The sequence below is a fragment of the Candidatus Nesciobacter abundans genome (assembly GCF_008189525.1).
GTDB lineage: Bacteria > Pseudomonadota > Alphaproteobacteria > CAJXXZ01 > 1604HC > Nesciobacter > Nesciobacter abundans.
Genome location: NZ_CP043314.1, coordinates 47,559 through 66,889 on the forward strand (window position 1 = coordinate 47,559; position 19,331 = coordinate 66,889).

Consider the following 19,331-nt stretch of genomic DNA (forward strand, 5'->3'; position numbering starts at 1 on the left):
TTTAAGATCTTAATCCTAGTTTAGCAATTACTTTTTTATATTCCTCTGGATTATCAGATTTTAGGAATTTTTGTAATTTTTTCCTTTGAGAAACTTTTCTCATCAGTCCTCTCATGCTGTGTTTATCTTGCTTATTTGATTTCATATGATCACTAAGATGAAGTATATCATTAGTGAGAATTGCAATTTGTACACTAGAAGAGCCTGTATCTTTTTCACTTGCTCCGAATAATTCTATTATTTCTTTTTTTGTTTTTTTCAAACAAAGCCTCCAACTATGTCAGAATGCTAACATACGTTGTGAAAAAAGAGTAGATCCAGAGATATAACCTATTCCAATAATTTTATTGTTAGATTTTATTATTATATTTTTTAATGTGTAATTTGTATCATTATTGTCAATATTATTTTCAGTTATCTTCTTAAGAATGTTATCAAGAGATTGCTTTTCAGGGCTTTCTAACTCAAGTGAAACCACTTCAGATAGATAGATTGGTATTCCATTTTTAAGGCTATTAGCATGTTCAGTAGATATTTCCAAAGTTACTAGCTTTTGCTCTATATCAAGGCTTGAGAGATCTGGATTTTGTTCAGTACATGTGTTTATTTTGGTATTTGAGCGATTAAAATCAATGTCATCTATGTTTACGCAAAATTTTAGCATTTCTACAGAAAATAACTTTTTATCTTCAATTCTATATGGGTTAGTTTTTCGTTTAGAGCTCTTAATCCATTTTTGACCTCCATTTTTTATATTTCTAGAGTTTGTTTTTTCTTTTAAATGTTCTTTTGTATTTTCTGATGAAAAATCTTTAGTAGTTATATATTCTGATAGATCCAAACAATCCTCATAATTGAAGAAAGAGTGATTTTCTCTGTAAATTTTAGTTACGCAACAAAGACAGCCAAGCTTAGAAGCGATTTCTGCAGCCAAGGATCTAACATAAGTTCCTGAGCTACAAGAAACTCTAAAGCAAGCTTTAGCCTTGCACTCGCTGGTTTGAATTGTTTTGTCAGAGTTAGTGTCGGAATCTAAGCTCTGATCGTAATCTAAAGATCTAGAGTGATCATGATTAGCGCAAGAATATTCCAACAAATCAATTGTAAAAATATTTATTTCTTTAGGTTTTAGGATTACTTCCTTCCCTTCCCTAGAAAGCTCATAAGCTCTTTTTCCATTTACTTTACATGCTGAGAATTTTTGAGGAACTTGGAAGTTTATTCCGATCAAATCTTTAAGTACATTTTTCAGATCACTCTCGTTAGGAATTTCGTTGTTTTTATCTGTTACATTTCCTTCTAAATCCATTGTGTCAGTTGTATATCCGAAATCTACTGAAAAAAAATATGTTTTAGGTAATAAATGCATTATGTCTGATAATTTCGTTGCTTCATTGAATAGTATTGGAAGGACCCCTTCTGCCATAGGGTCTAGCGTTCCTCCATGTCCTATTTTCTTTGATTTAAATGTGCTTTTTATAATCCTTATTACATCTGAAGAAGATACTCCCTTTGGTTTGTTAACTTTCAATATGCAGTTTTGTTTAATTTCTGCTCTATCTTCTAATTTCTTCCTGCTTGTTTCATTAAGAGTTTTTTTTATGTCTAAAGACGTAGTTTTAGATCCCACATTCATTACACTCATTATTATGTAAAAGTATGCATTTGATAAGCTTTTATTCTAAAACCTTACCTTTCTGATAAGCTTTTATTCCTGATAAGTCTTTGCATATAACTCAACAAGCTGATTTAAAGAATGATCTGAATGTTTTTGCAAATTATTTTTATGTATATTTTTTATAAGAAGCACGAATAGATGTTTATTGTTGATAAATAAGTTCTTGATTAGTAAGCTTTATTAATAATGAAAAATATGAAAATTAGAGAATGACTTAATAATTAAGATTCATATTTTTTGAATATTAATGAGATGTTTGTTCCACCGAATCCAAATGAATTGCATAACGCGTAATTAAGAGGAGCAGCAACAGATTTAGGTACAAAATTAATTCCTTCTATAGAATCCATAGCATTTTCTACATTAATAGTTGGAGGAAGAACTTGGTTTTTTAGAGCCATCAAAGTGAAAGCTGATTCTAATGCTCCAGCAGCTCCCAAAGCATGCCCTGTTGCAGATTTTGTAGCAGAAACTGCAAAGTTTTTGCTTTTAGCATGATCTCCAAATATTCCTTTTATTGCTTCCATTTCAGACTCATCCCCTACAGGAGTTGAAGTGGCATGTACATTAACGTAATTTATATCTTCAGGCTTTAATCCTGATCTTTCAATCGCTATAGACATAGCTCTTTTGCAATGCTCTTTCTCTGGCTTTGTAACATGACTAGCATCTCCAGTCATTCCACAATCCAAATACTCACCATATATTTTAGCACCTCTTTTTAAGGCGTGCTCTAAAGATTCCATGATCAATACTGCAGATCCTTCAGCTATTACAAATCCATCTCTATCTTTATCGAAAGGTCTTGATGCTTTTGAAGGGTTGTCATTGAATTTTGTTGATAAAGCTGTAAGTGCTGAAAATCCTGCAACCCCTATAGGGCAAATAGATGCTTCAGCTCCTCCACTTATCATTATATCTGCATGACCAGATCTTATCAGCATGGCTGCATTAGAAATTGAATGAGATGCTGATGCACACGCTGAAGTTAAGCTGTAATTAGGGCCGTTTGCTTTGAATCTCATTGAAACATAACCAGCTGCAAGATTGCTTAAAACAGAAGGAATAAAAAAAGGATTTACAGACCTTATTCCTCTTGCATTGAGCTTTGTGTTTACTTCACCTATCTCAGGTAATCCACCTATTCCTGATGAAATGTTTACACCTATTTTGGTTCTATCTTCAATTTCATCTAATTTTCCATCTTGAACTGCTTCGCTTGCAGCTCCAATTGCATAAGATATGAAAAGTCCATTTCTTCTTTGCTCTTTAGAATCCATAAACTTTGATATGTCAAATTCACCTTTTTCGGTTCCCCTAGGAACTAATCCAGCTACTCTAGAATCATAGTCATTATATTGCTCTGGTAAATTAGATATTCCTGATTTGCCTTGTAAAAGCCTATCCCAAACAAAATCTAATCCAGATCCTAAAGGAGAAACAATTCCTATCCCTGTTATTACAACTCTTTTCATGCTTGTTATTAACCTGCTTTTTTAGCTTGAGATATGTAATCAAGAATTTGTTTTACATTTGTTATTTTCTGTGAAACTTCTTGTGGAATTTCTAATCCAAAAGAGTCTTCTATAGCCATTACTAGCTCAACGCTGTCTAGACTATCCAATCCCAAATCTTTTTCTAAGTTAGAATCTTCTTTTATTTCTATCTTTTTGTCACTTTTAACAAAGTCAGAGATGATTTCTTTTAACTTTTCAAAATTTTCGACTTTTTGCTCACTCATAGAACTTAACCTCCTAAATAAGTTTCAGCTAAATTTTATTCAACGAAACTTTTAATATAGTAGTAAACAGATAATTAAGTATGAAATAATTATGATTTCTACTTAAAATTGTTTTACTAACAGAACACATAATTACCATGAATTTCTTTATAAAGCAAATTTGTGGAAAACGTAAATCGTTACAAAAGGCATTATTAAGCTCCATTAAAGGTGCTTAAATTTAATTCTGTATAATCCGATTTGAGTATATTAACTTTCTAAACAAACCTCAAAGAATTGATTTTATGAATCTGATTTATTATGGTTATTTGTTTTTTTGTAGATTTCCTTCATCTTTTCGTACGCCTCATCTTTTGGAATTTCTGTATCAAGTTCTTTGTTCCAAAATTTACATGTTTCAGGAGATATTTCATCTATCAAAACCAAGTTTTCTTCATTTTTACCGAATTTCAAAGTTATTTCTGAAATGTAAAGTTTCCATGAAAGAAAGTAAGAAGAAATAACATCATTTACTCTCAAAGATATATTCTTGATTTGTTCTGCCTCTTCTTTTGTTGTTACTTCGAAGTGTACAATATGCTCTTGTGATATTAAGTTTTTGCTACTGTCTTGTGTTAAATACCACTCAACCAAAGGTTTGTCGAACTTTGTACCTTCTGGAACTCCAATCAGTTTATTTATTTCTGGAGAAGATATATTAGTCACTTTCAAAGAAAATGGATAAGGATGAGTAGATTTTACTAACTGCTCTCTTATATTTAATTTTTGTATGTAGTGAGTTTTGATTCCAAAATTATCTAGTATTTCCCAAGAAAATCCAGATAAATAATTTCTCCATACATCATTTTTTTCTTCTTCAGGAAAGTGCATGATAATATAGTTATTATTATTAGTTGCATAAAGCAGTTTTTTTTCCTCAGAGCTTATAAGACGTCTCTCACCAAAAGCGTAATTTCTAAACATTTACTTTAGAAATAATGTCAGTGTTTTTTATTTCTTGCAATATATTTTATGTAATATTTTGAATACTTTTTTATAATTTTCATTTAAATTTAAAGAAATTTTATTTAATCCGCTGTTTTGTGTGAGAATTCTTGAAAGTTAGAGAAGATATATAAAAGAAATACTTTAACATGGAATTAAGAATTCAGTATTTTATTATTTGGAATTATTTACGATACAGCAAAATTCATTCAATCAATCTAAACTTAGTAATCAATCTAAACTTAGTAATCAATCAAAACTTAGTAATCAATCAAAACTTAATAAAAATAGGTTCTTTAGTAATTTAAATATTCTAAAATCACTATTTCTCTATGAGATGTATTGTGCCATTTATAATTTTTCTTGAATTTTTCTTCCATTAATTGTTTTTGATAAGTTGGAACTTCGCAAAGGAGTATTCCATTTTCAGATAATGGTAAGTTGTTTAGCATTTGTATTCCATCCTGATCAAAAAGAGCTTTGGTTGGATCAAATTTAGTAGCATAATCTACGCAATAATTTTCTGGTTCTTTTGGATTATCTAAATTTGCAGGATTTGGATTGTGTATATAAGGAGGATTACAAACTATGATATCAAACTGATCTTTATTTTCTTCAATTTCGCTTGTATGCATAAATGTGCAGTTGTTTACCTTAAGAGATTTCGCATTCTGTTTTGCAGTCAATAGAGCATATTTGCTTATATCTACCCCTGCTCCACTTATTAAAGGGTTTGCAAGTAATATACTTAAAATTATACATCCAGTTCCAGTTCCCAAATCTAAAATGTTTTTGGATTTATTTTTCTTAGATAAAGATATAGCTAATTCTACTATTTTCTCTGTTTCTGGTCTTGGATCTAAGGTATATGGGCTTACATGGAAGTCATGGTTCCAGAATCCTCTTGTCTTCGTAATTCTGCTAAGTGGGACTCCATATTTTACGTAATTTATTGCTTTTTTACATTTTTCTAGATTTATTTCGCCTAAAACTTCATCCAATTCTCTATGTTTGTTAAGCCATATTTCAGTTCTGCTTAGATTTGTTATTGCAGATATGTAGGCAATAGATTCATTTTGATCTAACAAATATTTAGAATATTCTTGTATTAAGTGAGACAGTTTTGCCATATTTATAAGATTTCCCTAACCCAAGTGATGATATAGATTTTTTTCTTAATATGTAATTCTTGCTCAAATAAATGCTGACTAATTTCAGTTTTATAATTCAGTTTTAGTTGAGTTAATCATATATTAATCTTAGTTAATATTGGTATCTAACTGGGTTTATAATTTATTTAGACAAGTCTCTAATTTGTCTTTTATTGGTTTTTGTAATATTATGTAGCACATGAATTCTAACAAAGAAGCCGGGATGGGCATTATAGGTGCTACATCTATTTCGGTTGGTACGATGGTTAGTAGCGGTATACTTATTATATCTTCGTCCATTGCTATTTATGGAGGATGGGGTCTATTAGGCTGGATATCTTCAGCTTTTTGCGCAGTTTTACTTGGTTACAGTTTTTCTCAAATGAGTAGATCAGAGGATGGTAAAAAGGGAATACCTGTTTACGTATCCAAAGCATTTAAATCTTGTGGATCTTATTTAGGTTTCCAAACATCTTGGGATCATTGGTCTGGGTTATGCATGGGTTGTTCTGCTGTTTCTATAGCATTTGCTACACATTTTGTAGAATTATTCCCTTTTCATGTTTCTAAAGCAGGACAAGCTTTTCTTGCTATCTCTTTACTTTGGTTGCTTATACTTGGAAACTGTAGAAGCTCTGTATTTTCTGTTGGTATGATCACAGCCATAGCAATTCTAAAGGTAATAATTTTTTCTAGCATATTTTTATTCAGCATACCCAATATTTCTTTAGATAAAATAATGATTCCTTCAACTGTGAATGTATCTTCTTTGCAGTCCGTTTTTAAATCTATGCCTTTGGCTTTATTTGCTTTCCTAGGGCTTGAATCAGCGACTTCTTCTTATGAATCTGTTAAGAATCCAGAAAGAACAGTTCCATTAGCTACTATTCTTGGTGTAATTATAGCTGCATCTTTGTTTATAGGTATGCATATTGCTGTAATGGTTACACTTCCACAAGATTTACAAATTTCTTCAGCAAAACCTGTTTATGACACAGCGTCTATTCTTATGGGTAAGTTTGGTAGTTTTATAGTATTGTTTATAGCTGTATTAGGACTTTTAGGTGGTGTGAATGGACTTGTATTTATATCTTCATACATTATGTTTTCTTCAGCATCTTCTGGATGGGTTTCTGCAAGAATAAACAGTGTTAATAAAAATAATTTTCCTGTTCCAAGCTCTTTATTAACAGGTGCTTTGGTTACTGCTACAGTGCTTTCATATTATTATGGATTGCTTTCTATGCACGTGTTGATTAATTTAACTTCTTTTATGTTGATTAAAGTTTATATAGCAGGTGTTCTAGCTCATTATATTCACTCTAGAGGGCTGTCATTGTTTTTGATTAATATGTTTTCTTGCGTAATATTGCTTCTTGGGTGCTCCTTAGAAGCTGTTTTGTATGGAAGTTTAATTTCTGCTTTGGGTTTAATATTTTACTTATTCAGACCTTCTGAAAAAATCTAAATTACTTCCTTAAGTGATTACCCTTTATACATCTAACTAAAAGTTAGTAATGAAATTTATTTTAAATATATAGATATATCTTTTAGAGTCTTTAATCTTATTTGGATTTATGGAAATTCGAAGCTGAAAAGTTTTATATATTAAACAAGTAGGTTTATATTATGAGTAATTTCTTTGAGCATAAAATCAATACTAGTAAATATAAATCATAAAACCATACAAAGATTCATAAATAGTTTTTTTTCAAGTATATAGTTTTTACAAATATTTTCTATTTAAACAGACAAATCGTAGAATTTTGTAAAAGATTCCTCGAATCCCATTTGTATATTTCTAATAGGACCATGTCTTTGTTTAGCAACTATTATATCTGCTAAATTATATATTTTATCCATTCTTGCTTGCCAAGCTTCAAGTTTCTCAGATCCTTCAGCAGGTTTCTTTCTGGATTCATAATATGCTTCTCTGTAAACAAACATTACTACATCAGCATCTTGTTCAATTGTTCCAGATTCTCTTAAATCTGATAACTGAGGCCTTTTATCCTCTCTTTGCTCTACTGCTCTTGAAAGCTGTGATAAGGCTATTATAGGGACATCTAAATCTTTTGCTAAAGCTTTCAATGATCTTGTTATTGTAGAAAGTTCTTGGACTCTATTTTCATGATTTCCTCCAGAGCTCATTAATTGCAAATAATCTATAATTATAAGATTTATGCTTTCTTGTCTTTTTAGTCGCCTTGCTCTAGTTCTCAATCCAGCTATAGAAAGAGCAGGAGTATCATCTATAAACAGAGATAAGTTTGAGATTTTCTTAGAAATAGTAGAAAGTTTACTTATATCTTTATCGCTTACTGCTCCTCTTCTTATCTTGTCTGAAGGTATCATGGATTCATGCCCAAGTATTCTTAGAGCCAGCTGCTCTGAAGACATTTCTAATGAAAAGAATAAAACTTTGTTTCCAAGCTGTGCAGATTGAAATGCGATATTTGTAACAAATGCAGTTTTACCCATAGATGGTCTTGCAGCAAGTATTAATAAGTCAGATTTATGTAATCCACCTAAGTACCTATCTATAGATTTAAACCCACTAGGAACTCCCACTAAGTGATCTGATCTTTTGAAAGCTAGCTCTGCATTTTTCATAGCTAAACCTACAGCATCACTGAACCTATTTTCTTTTGTAATGCTGGTTGAAGCAAGTTTAAATAGTCCAGATTCTGCATTCTCTATTTGACTCAAAGCTCCGTTGTTTATATCCATTTTATAGGCCTGTGAAACCATGGATTCTCCAACTAATATAATTTTTCTTCTTAAGTATCTATCATATATTTGCTGAGCATAATCTTTTGTATAGTCCAATGAAACGATATAAGAAGATAATGTATCTAAGTATTCTTTTCCACCATACTCTTTTATAAGTTCATCATCTACAAAAAATGGCCATAAAGTAATACTGTTTGCTAGTTGCCCTTTATTAATACAAAAAAGAAAAGCTTCGAAGATTTTCCTATGTAAAGGTTCAAAAAAATGTTCAGGCTTAAGAAAATCAGATATATTATCAAAAAGAAGATTATCATGTAATAATGCAGCTAACAAAGATCTTTCTGCCTCTACTGCATTAGGCATGGATTCAGGCCTTTTTATTTCTTGATTCACTTTTATTCCAAACTTTCCTAGAAAATTATATTACGAAACTTTAAAAACATAAACAGGAAAGTATTCTTGGGATGTTATTAGGGCTCTAAAAAGTCATACTAATAATAATTAAATATTATTTACACTAGTTATAATTTATCTAAAATTCGTTAGGGTATATGCATTTATTAAAGTTTATAAATTTAACACATATAATTAACGCATAATTAAATATGCTGAATATGGAATTTTGAATTTTAAGTTCTAAAAACTGATTCATGCTCTTAAAAAAAATTCCAAGAGTTCTGGTTCTTAAAACTTACTTATGTATGTAAGAGTTTAGGAATTTTCTTCTTCAGGGAATACGTTTAATGTAACAGTCGCCTGTATTTCTCCGTATATATAAATTGTTACAGGAAAATCCCCTATAGATTTAGCATTTTTCACTACTATATCTTCTTTTCTGATTTCATTTATAGAATTTTTCTTCAAGATTTCTTCTATGTCTCTATTTGTAATAGCTCCATAAAGCTTATATCCATCAGAAGTCTTTCTGATTAAGCTGAACTTAATTTTTTCTACTCTACTCTTTAGAAGTAGAGCTTCTTTTCTCATGGCTTCATTTGCTTTTTCAAGCTCAGCCTTGCGAATTTCCATTTCTTTTATACTTTGTTCTGTGGCTCTAACAGCTGATCCTGAAGGAATAAGGTGATTTAATGCATAACCTCTTTTTACAGGCTTAAGTGCACCTGAATTTCCTAATTTTCTTATATCTTTTGTTAGAATAACATTGATTACTTTAGATGTCATTTTTCTCTCTAGTCACAATTCTCCAATAAAATAGTAATAAAATCAATGGCCAGAAAAGCAAGTATACATAAAACATAGAAAATGTAAGTAAAACCAACATGATTTAATATAAAAAATATAAAACTATTAGTCTGTCATGGAATAAATTAACTTGAGATAAGATAAAAAAGATAAAAAATAACAGTTATAAGTTAAAATAAATTATGAGTTAATTGATTATAGAAAAGTGTTGTAATAGAATATTCTTGTGTTTAAGAATAAAAATCTAATACTAACTTTTATAATATTTTTTCTAAGTCTAGGTATAGTTAATCTCTATCTTTCTAATGGAGAGCAGGAAAGGAAAAACATCCCCTTTTCAGATTTCGTACAAGATACATCTAAAGGTGAAGTATCTCATGTCTTAATAAAAGGATTCGAGGTAAATGGATCTTATAAAAATGGAAGTAAATTCTCTACAATGGTTCCTTATCAGGACAACATGCTTATTAAAAGATTGATGGAGAACAAAGTGCATATAAGTGTTTCTTATTCAAATCAAAGTACAGCTGGATCTATTGTGTCTCTAATTCTATCAGCAGCTCCATCTGTTCTGATATTAATATTGATAGTTTATTCATTAAGGCAAATTCAAAGCGGATCTGGCAAAGCTATGAAGTTTGGAAAATCTAATGCTAGGCTTATAGATCAAAAAAATAACGGAAAAGTGACTTTTAAAGATGTTTCTGGGTTAGAAGAAGCAAAAAGAGATTTAGCAGAAATAGTGGATTTCTTAAAGAACCCTAAAAAATATGAAGAATTAGGAAGCGTAATACCTAAAGGTGTTTTGTTGTATGGAATGCCAGGAACTGGTAAGACTCTTTTAGCTAGAAGTGTAGCAGGAGAAGCTGGTGTTCCTTTCCTTTCTGCTGCTGGATCTAGTTTTATAGAAATGTTTGCAGGTGTAGGAGCTAGTAGAATGAGAGACTTGTTTGCTCAAGCCAAGAAGAATGCTCCTTGTATAATCTTTATAGATGAAATAGATACTATAGGAAAAGAAAGAGGCTCTGGTCTTGGTGGCGGATATGAAGAAAGAGAGCAGACCTTAAACGAGCTTTTAGTTGGCATGGATGGGTTTGAAAAAAATGAAGGTGTTGTGATAATAGGAGCTACAAATAGATTTGATGTTTTGGACAAAGCACTTTTAAGACCAGGAAGGTTTGATAGAAAAATTCCTTTACATCTTCCTCTTACAAAAGAGAGAGAAGAAATCCTGAACATATACATAAAGAAAATAAAAACTAAAGGACAAGGTATAGATGCTGAATCTTTGGCAAAAGGTACTCCTGGGTTCTCTGGTGCAGATTTAAGGAACTTAGTGAATGAAGCGTCCTTAGTGGCTGGTAGAAAAAACAAAAAGAGCGTAACAATGCAGGATTTTGAAGATGCTAAAGATAAAATAATTATGGGATCTGAGATTAAATCGTTATCCTTGTCTGAAGATGAAAGAAAATTGATAGCTTATCATGAAAGTGGACATGCTATAACTTCTATTCATAGTGAAAGTTCTGATCCTATTCACAAAGCTACAATAATACCAAGAGGCTCTGCTTTAGGTGTTGTTGTCAGGCTTCCTGAGAGAGATGAAGTTTCAATAAGAAAAAGTAAATTACTAGATGACTTAGTGGTTTCTATGGGTGGTAGAGTTGCTGAAGAATTGATTTTTGGTCCTGAAAATATAACAACTGGAGCTTATTCTGATATTCAGTTTGCAACTAAGATAGCTAGAAGCATGGTTACAAAATGGGGAATGGGGAAAAGCGGAAGAGTTAATTACGAAATGGACCCATATTCTGGAGCAAAAGTTTCTGAAGATATGATTAAGCAAAATGATTTAGAAGCAAGAGAGCTTATAGATTCTGCTTATGAAAGGGCGAAAAATATACTAAAGGATAATTTAGATGATTTGCATCTTTTAGCCTCTGAACTTTTGGAAAAAGAGACTTTGACTGGTAAAGAAATTTCAGATTTACTTTCTGTGAGTCAAGAACCTGTTTCTTAAAAAGATAATTATTTATGAGTTTAATTAATAGATAATGTAAATGCCTTTTCGGGATTGGATTATTTTGGTCAAATGTTCTTGAGTCATATTCTTATCTTGTTTTTTGAATATATTCCATGTTCAATCTAGTTTTCTCGACCACTAGGAATATGGAATAACTAAATATTGATATTAGCTTTTTTATATTTAGTGATTTATAAGAATGCTAGCTGTCTTTGTTAGCATTTTACACTACATTTCTGAATAAGAGTGACTTTACTCTGATATATAAAATAAAAGATTAGAGATACTAAAAATGTATTTATAAAAAGTGCTTTGGTTATAATGAGAATATAATGAATTGTGTTTATTATTTTGTATTATGAGAATGATTCTAGTAATTTATTATTTTTCTGAATTTGATCAGGGAGATGAGGTTGGTAGCTATCATGAGTAGAGAGTAATGCTTTAAGTTCTTAAAACATATTTTCTTTTGATTTCTTGTTTGGATGACCAAGCTTGTTTTTTAATGCAAGCTCTCTTCTAAAGAGAGAATATGAAGGAGATACAGATGGATATGAATCAGGCAGATTCCATTTTTTCTTATATTCCTCAAATGACATGTCAAATTTCTTCAAATAAGGACCTAAAACCTTGACTTTTTCTCCATCTTCTAAGCAAACAAGGTGATCTTGAAATACAGATTCTCCAATAGGAACTGCAGGATTTTGTTTCTTTTTTTCTTCAAAAACTTCTTCTAATGTTTTCTTTATGTCAGAAAGGAAAGTGACTATTCTATCTGAAGATATTCCAGGATTGGCCTTTATATAAGAAGAAGTTAATTTTACTGCATGAGTTATTAGATCAGTTTTTATATCGCTGTCTTGCAAAAGTTTTTGCTTAGATATGTCTTTCTTGTCAATATTGAACTTTAAACTCATTTTTTCTCCTAACATGGTCAGAAATTAAACATAAATAATAAATTAACACGTTGGTTTTATTTTACAGTAACAGCTCATAAAACACAAACAACTTTTGTGATGAGAATATATTAATAAATTAGAATATTTGGTAAGGTGTATATGTGCATTTGTCTTTAAAAAAAGAAAACTTAGTGGGGAAATTCTTGATATCCTCCCCTTTCTTAGATGAAAAAAAATTTAAAAAAACACTGATCTTAATTACAGAGTGTGTTAATTCTAACATAATAGGTGTAGCTGTTAATAAGAAAATGTCTAAATCAGAATGTGATAAAACTTACAAAGATTATAAAATATATTATGGTGGAGATTTAAGTCCTGGAAAAGGCTTGGTTATGTATGATGAGAACATTCCGGGAGTAAATAAAGTAGAAATAATGAAAAATATATTCATTTCTAATTTAGAAGAAATGTTTTCTAAAAATATAGTTCCTAAAAGCCATATAGCAGTTATGGGGCATTTTAAGTGGAATTACTCATCTCTTATTGAAGAGGCAAAAGAAGGAAACTGGATTCCTGTAGAAGGCTTTCCAAGTGGTGTGATAGGAATGGCAGCTCCTAGCAAGTGGTACGAAGCGTATCATTCTATAAACATTAGGCCAGAATGTTTATGCAGAACACAATAAAATAATAACATTGAGGTAATTGAGATCATAATACTTTTCTGTATTTGTTTGTATTTTAAAGTTAAGTGATTCTGAGCTTTCTCTAATTCAATTCTTCTGCAATATCTTTGGGACTATATAGCATGGCAAGCATATTAACATGACAATTTCTATATAAGACTGATCAAGGTATATAAGTGATGTGAAAAAAATAGGTAAAAGCGCGTTAAGTATTATAAAGATCAGCAATTTATTCTCCTAGATTAAATATAAGTACAAGATAGCAGAAATATGTCCTTTGTTAAGGGTTTGTGAGCATTAGAGAGTTATCAGGAATAGATTCCATATTTCTCACTTTAAATTATTATGTTTTATTAATGAGTATTTCTCCTATATTGTTTATACAAAAAGCTTATAAGATATTTATAAAATTTAATTGATGACAAAGATTTTTTGTTTTTATATTGAAAATGAATTTATTTGAAATTATAATTGAAATTTAAAAAATGAACAAAACCCTATAACAAAAATTTTTTTGGACGAAAATAAAATCAAGAGTTTAATTCAACAAATCAACAAACTAGAACTAAATTTAATAAATAGACAACCAATTTAATAAATCAAACTAATATGTGAACAAAATTTTTTTACTAACCAAATTATTTAAACTAAAATAACTCAATACACGTAACTAATTTAACAAATACATAAAGCACGCTCTGTAGGGTTCGAACCTACGACCTACGGCTTAGAAGGCCGTCGCTCTATCCAGCTGAGCTAAGAGCGCACCAAACAATTCATATCATTAAGAATAATAAAAAGCAATAAGAAAAGGTAAATATAACCCAAAATTGTAAATAAATTGTAAATTTTTTTAGAAAAAGAGCACGCCCAGAGGGAATTGAACCCCCGGCCTCAAAATTAGGAATCTTGCGCTCTATCCTACTGAGCTATGGGCGCATATAGTAATTCAATAACATGTTGATGTTTTTATATCAATGTTTGATAATTTTTTCAGAATCACAAATAGAACAGAAATAAGCATTGTTACCTATATAAGTTCTCTGACTAGAAGAGTTAGTTAGGTTCAAGGAATATTGATAGCTTTAATTGATTGCAGGGTTTGGTTATTTGAATTATTTACAGCTAGTCTGATGCAAAATAGAATGCTTAACTGAATATATATTTAATTAAAGTTGGTGTTATTTTTAATGAAATAGTAATATATTCCTATTGTATGTATGTATTCGAACAATTTAAAATACTTGAAATAATTCCTATTAATGTATTTGGGTATGTTATATCTTTTACTAATTCTACTTTGTTCATGGCAATCACAGCTTTGTCTTTGGGATTATTGTCATTTATAGGATTAAAAAAAGTTAGGTTCGTCCCAGGATTTTTTCAATCAATTAATGAAATAATATTTAATTTCGTGAAGGGTATTTGTAAGGAGCATCTTGGTAAGGAATATAAGAATTATCAACCATTAATTATGTCTTTGTTTTTGTTTATAGTGTTTGGAAATCTTTTGGGGCTTTTTCCTATGAGTTTTACTATAACTAGTCACTTAAGCGTAACTATGGCATTGTCTTTGATAGTATTTTGTATGGTTGTTTTTGTTGGGATAAGGAAGCATGGGTTTAAGTTTTTTAAATTATTTATCCCAAATGGAGTTCCTTTGGTAATGTCGCCACTTATATTTTTAATAGAATTTGCTATTTTCCTAGTTAAGCCTTTGATTTTATCTCTAAGATTATGCGTGAATATGGTTGCTGGACATATAATGTTGAAAGTGTTTTTAGGTTTTGCTGTAAAGATGAAATTGTTTTCATTTATCCCTGTTTTTGCATGCTCAATTTTATTGATTTTTGAATTTTTTGTGGCTATTTTTCAAGCTTATATCTTTACTGTATTAGCTTGTATTTCTCTGAAAGATGCTTTATATTTGCACTAGGAGTACATTATGGATGTCAGTACAGGAAAAATGATCGCAGGTGCTTTAGCACTTCTTCCTCTTTTAGGGGTTGCTTATGGTCTTTCTAATATATTTTCTTCTCTTTTTAAGGCTACAGCTCAAAATCCTGTAGCGAAGGATAGTATGAGCAACATGGCTGTTATAGGTGCTGGTCTGCTTGAATCTGTAGCTTTGCTTGCTTTTGTAATAGCAATTCTTATAGTGATCTGAGGAAACAACTCAAGTGATACCTCAATTTAATAGCCATTGGTTTTTGTCTCAATTATTTTGGTTTTGTATGGTATTTTTATCTTCATTTTTGATTTTGGATAAATTCTACTTTCCTAGAATGAAGAGTGTAATTAGATCTAGAAAGCTTAAGAGAATTGAGCTTGAAGAAAACATAGATAAGCTTCAAAAAGCTTCAAAACAAATTTCAGAAGAGTTAGATTATTACAAAGAAAAAGTGGATAATGTTTTTAATAAAGCCTTAGAAAGAATAAGGGTAGATATTAAAAAGAAGTATGACTGTAAGGCTACAGAATTAGAAAAAAGCCATCAAGTTCTCATAAAAGATACTGATTTGAAGATAAGTAAGTGGAAAGCTGATTTTATAAATGAGTTTAAAGCTAAGTCTAAAGATTTGATTGAAGAGATTATAAACAAGATATGCTAGAATGCTAAGGTTTATAAGAATTAGAGGAATGTATAGTGATTTTTAATAAGATTTTTTATGAATTTTGTTCATTTTTAGTTTCATTTTTAATAATGAAGAAATTTTTGTTCCCTTTTATAAAAAGGTACGTATTTATATATTCTGAAAGCATTGAAAATTCTGTTAAGGATAGAAGTGATAAGATAAATAACTTGGAATTGGAGCTATCTTCTATGAAAAGCAAGATAGATGAATTAAAAGAAGAATACAAAATTAAGGCATCGAAGCTTCCTCAAAAAGAGAAAGAATTGATAGAAAAACTGATAGAAAGACATAGTAAGATTTTAGATTCAAAAAGTAAATTTCTTGAGACAGAAATAAATAACATGTGGTCTACTTCTTCAAGCAGAATGAAAGATGAGTGTAAGAAAATTATTTTCAATGAAGTTAAGTCTAAGATTTTGAAAATGAATTTAGATTTTTCTTCTAATTTAGATACTATAAAAAGAGTGTTAAATGATTTCTCAGAGAATAAAGATTCTGATGTTGTTTTTGAAAAATCTCAAGATGATCTCTCAAGGGATATATAGTGGCAGGTCATTCTAAATTTAGTAATATAAAGCATAAAAAAGAAGCTAATGATAAAAAACGATCAAAAGAGTTTACAAAACTAGCAAAAGCTATCGCAGCAATTGCTAGACAATGCCCTGACCCTGATAAAAATCCAAGATTAAAAACAGCTATTCATGCTGCTAAATCTAAAAATATGCCAAAAGAAAACATAGATAGGGCAATCAAAAAAGCATCAGACAAAGACTGTAATATAGAGATGTCTTATACTGGTTATGGACCTCACGGAATTGCGTTTATGATAGAAACCATAACAGACAACTCTAATAGAACTGTTTCTGAGCTTAGAGCTTTGTTCAAAAAGTATGGAAAAGGACTGTCAGATTTGAGGTTTATTTTCGAAAAAGTTTATGAATTTTGCTTTGTATCTGATTTAACAGAAGACGAAGTAATTCAACTATTAATGGAAAGTGGTGCTGAAAAAAGCCTTAGGGATATAAAAATTGTTCAGAATAATGTAATGTCTGGAAATGAATCGAATGGTGTTAATAAAATAACCATTGAATTCGAAAATCTAGATAATTTTGATTCTAATTTCCTAAACAAGTTTAATGATTATGACCAGAAAATAGTTTACTGTCCAAAAGAAAAGGTATTTCTGAAGAATGATGAGCAAAAGAGTGAAATAAAGAATTTTCTTGAGATTCTAGAAGACAATGAAGATGTTCAAGAGATATGGAACAACTTAGATATGGAAAGCTTTAAATGAAAATACTTGGAATAGATGTAGGAATTAGAAAAACTGGTTGGGGTTTGATAAAAATCACTGGCAAAACAAAAAAATACTTAGACTATGGATTGATTAAACCTGATCCAAAATTAACAATAGAACAAAGGTTATGTTTCTTACATATAAATATAACTGCTGTTATTGCAAATTCCAATCCAGATCAAATAGGAATAGAAAAGACATTTGTAGGCCTTAATCCTGCTTCAGGGTTGATTTTAGGAGCTGCTTTCGGATCTATATTGACAGCTATAGGGATGAGCAAAGTTCCCATGTGTTCTTATTCTACTAAAATAATAAAGCAGATAGTTGCAGAAAAAGGAAATGCAACTAAAGAAGAAATGGCATCGGCTGTTTGTAAGGTTTTGAAGATAGATATAGATCAGCATGATGTTACAGATGCTTTTGGAGCTGCCCTGTGTCACTGGGAAAGTATGCAGGAACTTACAGAAAATAGTAATTAATGGAATATTAAGCGAATTCTAATTTCATTATTAAGTTTTAATGCTAAAATTAGTTGTTTTTAATTACATAAACCTACTAAATAGTAATAATTTAGATTGTTTTTATAATATTCTATTTGGACACCTTTACATATTTACCTCTCTGTTTTAAGATTGGGGTGTGAGTAAATCGTTCGTTTCTAAGAAAGAGCATATAAAAAACAAGAAAAGTTACATAATGGATGCTAAGGGTAAAGTTCTCGGTAGGATTTGTGTGGAAATTGCAAATGTATTAAGAGGAAAGCATCTAAGAACTTTTACAAAAGGTGCAGACTGTGGAGATAGAGTAATAGTTCTAAATGCACAAGAAGTAGTTCTAACAGGAAAGAAATATAAAAACAAAAAATATTACAGGCATACAGGATACCCTGGTGGTCTGAAAACTAGAACAGCTGAAGATATTATGACCTCAGATCCATCTGAAATCATTAAAAAAGCTGTAAAAGGAATGCTTAGCAGAGGTCCTTTAGGTAGAACTCAGCTTGGGAATTTAAAAGTATTTTCTCAAGGAGAGCATGATCTTGGTTCTTTAAGGCCAGAAGTCTGGGCTCCAAAGTCTGGATACATGAATCCTGAGAGTGAAGTTAAAGCTGAAAAGGTGGTTTCTTAATGATTTTAAAAACAGAAAATTTAGAAGATAGCGTTTCTGTAGAGATTAGCAAAAATGCTGTTGAGTCTACACTTGAATCTTCATCAGAAGTTGTAAAGAGTGCAGTAGAAAAAAAAGAAATTACTTCTAAGCCAGAAAAGCCTATTCTAGACAAAATTGGTAGATCATACGGAACTGGTAGAAGAAAAGAATCAGTTTCTAGAGTTTGGTTTAAATTCTTAGAAGAAGATTCAAAAGAAGAAAATCTATTTACTGTAAATGGAAAAGAAATCAATGCTTATTTCAAGAGAAGTACACATTCTTCCAAGGCTACAGATCCTATTTCTTTTTTGAAAAAGAAATTTTTAGTAAAAGGTTTTGCTAAAGGTGGAGGGTTATCTGGTCAAGCTGATGCAGTTAGATTAGGACTTACTAAAGCAATAATAAAATCTGATCCAGAAATGCATAGCATTCTAAAGGCACAAGGTTTTCTAACTACAGATGCTAGAAAAGTCGAAAGGAAGAAACCTGGGTTTAGAAAAGCTCGTAGAAGACCACAATTTAGAAAGAGATAGTTTTCTAAATTATTTTCTAAATTTTGTTTTTTATTTGTTAAATCTTTGTTCGTTAATTTATTTCCAATGGAATTCGTATTACATATTTGATTATAAATTATCTTAAATATTATAGTATCTCTAATCATCTCTGATGATAAATGACAATATCTAATGGTAAATGCTAATATTGCTTGAATTACTTAATATGCATAGATTTGTAGAATAATATTTATATTTGTGGAGAAATATCTCAAATATCTTTTGCATATTAACTGTTTTGTATAATTCAAATTGTTAAATTAATAGACTGAGCTTTCAAATTTCTAGATAGATTTATATATTCTAATTTGTTAGTTTTGGATCAACTCATGTACGAGTTTATTATTATAAAACCTATTTATAAAAATTTATTATTATGCAATATTATCTGTTTAGTAATAATTTAGTTTATAAGCTAATATATAGAAAGCATTATATTGATTGTATAACCTTTGATTTAGTAAGTTGTTTAGAATTAAGGTTTGATAAAATAAATTTACATGGCATGAAGGATGTTTTATTAGGTTTGAATTGTAACTATGTTTCATTTGATTATATGTAAGGTGTTTTTTATTCATCCTGAAGTGTCAAATTGCTATA

At 30.1% G+C, this 19,331-nt stretch carries 20 protein-coding genes and 2 tRNA genes; 11 read left to right on the forward strand and 11 right to left on the reverse strand.

Translation table 11 applies throughout. The features are described 5' to 3' along the window. Position 1: 1 nt before the first annotated feature. From rpsO to FZC36_RS00235, 6 genes are all read right to left on the reverse strand, one after another. The gene (rpsO, locus tag FZC36_RS00210; RefSeq protein WP_148971989.1) at positions 2–262 is read right to left on the reverse strand and encodes a 30S ribosomal protein S15; all 261 of its coding nucleotides are present in this window, start codon (positions 260–262) and stop codon (positions 2–4) included. An 18-nt stretch (positions 263–280) separates the two neighbouring features. Continuing rightward, entirely contained in the window at positions 281–1,645 is a 1,365-nt protein-coding gene (gene truB, locus FZC36_RS00215; RefSeq protein ID WP_148971990.1) for a tRNA pseudouridine(55) synthase TruB, read from the reverse strand. A 254-nt stretch (positions 1,646–1,899) separates the two neighbouring features. After that, entirely contained in the window at positions 1,900–3,153 is a 1,254-nt protein-coding gene (gene fabF / locus FZC36_RS00220) for a beta-ketoacyl-ACP synthase II (protein WP_148971991.1), read from the reverse strand. 8 nt (positions 3,154–3,161) lie between these two features. Then, the gene (acpP, locus tag FZC36_RS00225) at positions 3,162–3,419 is read right to left on the reverse strand and encodes an acyl carrier protein (protein WP_148971992.1); all 258 of its coding nucleotides are present in this window, start codon (positions 3,417–3,419) and stop codon (positions 3,162–3,164) included. A 282-nt stretch (positions 3,420–3,701) separates the two neighbouring features. Continuing rightward, positions 3,702–4,382 (reverse strand): phosphoribosylaminoimidazolesuccinocarboxamide synthase, encoded by a 681-nt coding sequence (locus FZC36_RS00230; protein ID WP_148971993.1) that lies wholly within the window; start codon positions 4,380–4,382, stop codon positions 3,702–3,704. Positions 4,383–4,699: 317 nt separating this feature from the next. Continuing rightward, a complete protein-coding gene (locus FZC36_RS00235) occupies positions 4,700–5,533 on the reverse strand; it encodes a HemK family protein methyltransferase (RefSeq protein WP_148971994.1) in 834 nt (277 codons plus the stop codon). Between the two features lie 220 nt (positions 5,534–5,753). On the opposite strand from FZC36_RS00235, the gene FZC36_RS00240 reads away from it, so the two are divergent. Continuing rightward, positions 5,754–7,022, forward strand: a complete 1,269-nt coding sequence (locus FZC36_RS00240; protein WP_148971995.1) for an APC family permease — start codon at positions 5,754–5,756, stop codon at positions 7,020–7,022. Between the two features lie 275 nt (positions 7,023–7,297). Here the strand turns inward: FZC36_RS00240 and FZC36_RS00245 are convergent, their stop codons facing one another. Together FZC36_RS00245 and rplI are read right to left on the reverse strand one after the other, a co-directional pair. Then, positions 7,298–8,680 (reverse strand): replicative DNA helicase, encoded by a 1,383-nt coding sequence (locus FZC36_RS00245; protein WP_246119867.1) that lies wholly within the window; start codon positions 8,678–8,680, stop codon positions 7,298–7,300. Between the two features lie 318 nt (positions 8,681–8,998). Further along, positions 8,999–9,469 carry a 50S ribosomal protein L9 gene (rplI, locus tag FZC36_RS00250; RefSeq protein WP_148971996.1) on the reverse strand — a complete coding sequence of 157 codons (471 nt, stop codon included), beginning with the start codon at positions 9,467–9,469 and terminating at the stop codon, positions 8,999–9,001. Between the two features lie 247 nt (positions 9,470–9,716). Between rplI and ftsH the strand changes: the two genes are divergently transcribed. After that, positions 9,717–11,510 carry an ATP-dependent zinc metalloprotease FtsH gene (ftsH, locus tag FZC36_RS00255; RefSeq protein WP_148971997.1) on the forward strand — a complete coding sequence of 598 codons (1,794 nt, stop codon included), beginning with the start codon at positions 9,717–9,719 and terminating at the stop codon, positions 11,508–11,510. A gap of 455 nt (positions 11,511–11,965) precedes the next feature. Here the strand turns inward: ftsH and FZC36_RS00260 are convergent, their stop codons facing one another. After that, complete coding sequence (locus FZC36_RS00260) at positions 11,966–12,430, reverse strand: MucR family transcriptional regulator (RefSeq protein WP_187440117.1); 465 nt, start codon at positions 12,428–12,430, stop codon at positions 11,966–11,968. Between the two features lie 143 nt (positions 12,431–12,573). Here FZC36_RS00260 and FZC36_RS00265 point away from each other — a divergent pair, with 143 nt between their 5' ends. After that, on the forward strand, positions 12,574–13,095 hold the full coding sequence (locus FZC36_RS00265; protein ID WP_148971999.1) for a YqgE/AlgH family protein: 522 nt from the start codon (positions 12,574–12,576) through the stop codon (positions 13,093–13,095). A 692-nt stretch (positions 13,096–13,787) separates the two neighbouring features. Here FZC36_RS00265 and FZC36_RS00270 read toward each other — a convergent pair. Both FZC36_RS00270 and FZC36_RS00275 read right to left on the reverse strand, forming a co-directional pair. Further along, positions 13,788–13,861: transfer RNA gene (locus FZC36_RS00270), tRNA-Arg, on the reverse strand. Between the two features lie 99 nt (positions 13,862–13,960). Continuing rightward, positions 13,961–14,034 (reverse strand) — tRNA-Arg (locus FZC36_RS00275). A gap of 277 nt (positions 14,035–14,311) precedes the next feature. Here FZC36_RS00275 and FZC36_RS00280 point away from each other — a divergent pair. The 8 genes from FZC36_RS00280 to rpsI all read left to right on the forward strand — a co-directional run bounded on the left by FZC36_RS00280 (position 14,312) and on the right by rpsI (position 18,710). After that, a complete protein-coding gene (locus FZC36_RS00280) occupies positions 14,312–15,031 on the forward strand; it encodes a F0F1 ATP synthase subunit A (protein WP_148972000.1) in 720 nt (239 codons plus the stop codon). Positions 15,032–15,040: 9 nt separating this feature from the next. After that, complete coding sequence (locus tag FZC36_RS00285; protein WP_148972001.1) at positions 15,041–15,262, forward strand: ATP synthase subunit c family protein; 222 nt, start codon at positions 15,041–15,043, stop codon at positions 15,260–15,262. A gap of 13 nt (positions 15,263–15,275) precedes the next feature. Next, positions 15,276–15,707 carry an ATP synthase subunit B family protein gene (locus tag FZC36_RS00290; RefSeq protein WP_148972002.1) on the forward strand — a complete coding sequence of 144 codons (432 nt, stop codon included), beginning with the start codon at positions 15,276–15,278 and terminating at the stop codon, positions 15,705–15,707. Positions 15,708–15,742: 35 nt separating this feature from the next. Further along, entirely contained in the window at positions 15,743–16,276 is a 534-nt protein-coding gene (locus FZC36_RS00295; RefSeq protein ID WP_148972003.1) for an ATP synthase subunit B family protein, read from the forward strand. Further along, positions 16,276–17,025, forward strand: coding sequence for a YebC/PmpR family DNA-binding transcriptional regulator (locus FZC36_RS00300; RefSeq protein ID WP_187440118.1), 750 nt, complete (start codon positions 16,276–16,278; stop codon positions 17,023–17,025). The genes FZC36_RS00295 and FZC36_RS00300 overlap by 1 nt, the downstream gene beginning before the upstream one ends. Next, entirely contained in the window at positions 17,022–17,507 is a 486-nt protein-coding gene (locus FZC36_RS00305; protein WP_148972005.1) for a crossover junction endodeoxyribonuclease RuvC, read from the forward strand. The genes FZC36_RS00300 and FZC36_RS00305 overlap by 4 nt, the downstream gene beginning before the upstream one ends. A gap of 160 nt (positions 17,508–17,667) precedes the next feature. After that, complete coding sequence (rplM, locus tag FZC36_RS00310; protein ID WP_148972006.1) at positions 17,668–18,156, forward strand: 50S ribosomal protein L13; 489 nt, start codon at positions 17,668–17,670, stop codon at positions 18,154–18,156. Further along, entirely contained in the window at positions 18,156–18,710 is a 555-nt protein-coding gene (gene rpsI, locus FZC36_RS00315; RefSeq protein WP_148972007.1) for a 30S ribosomal protein S9, read from the forward strand. The genes rplM and rpsI overlap by 1 nt, the downstream gene beginning before the upstream one ends. The last annotated feature ends 621 nt before the right edge of the window (positions 18,711–19,331 follow it).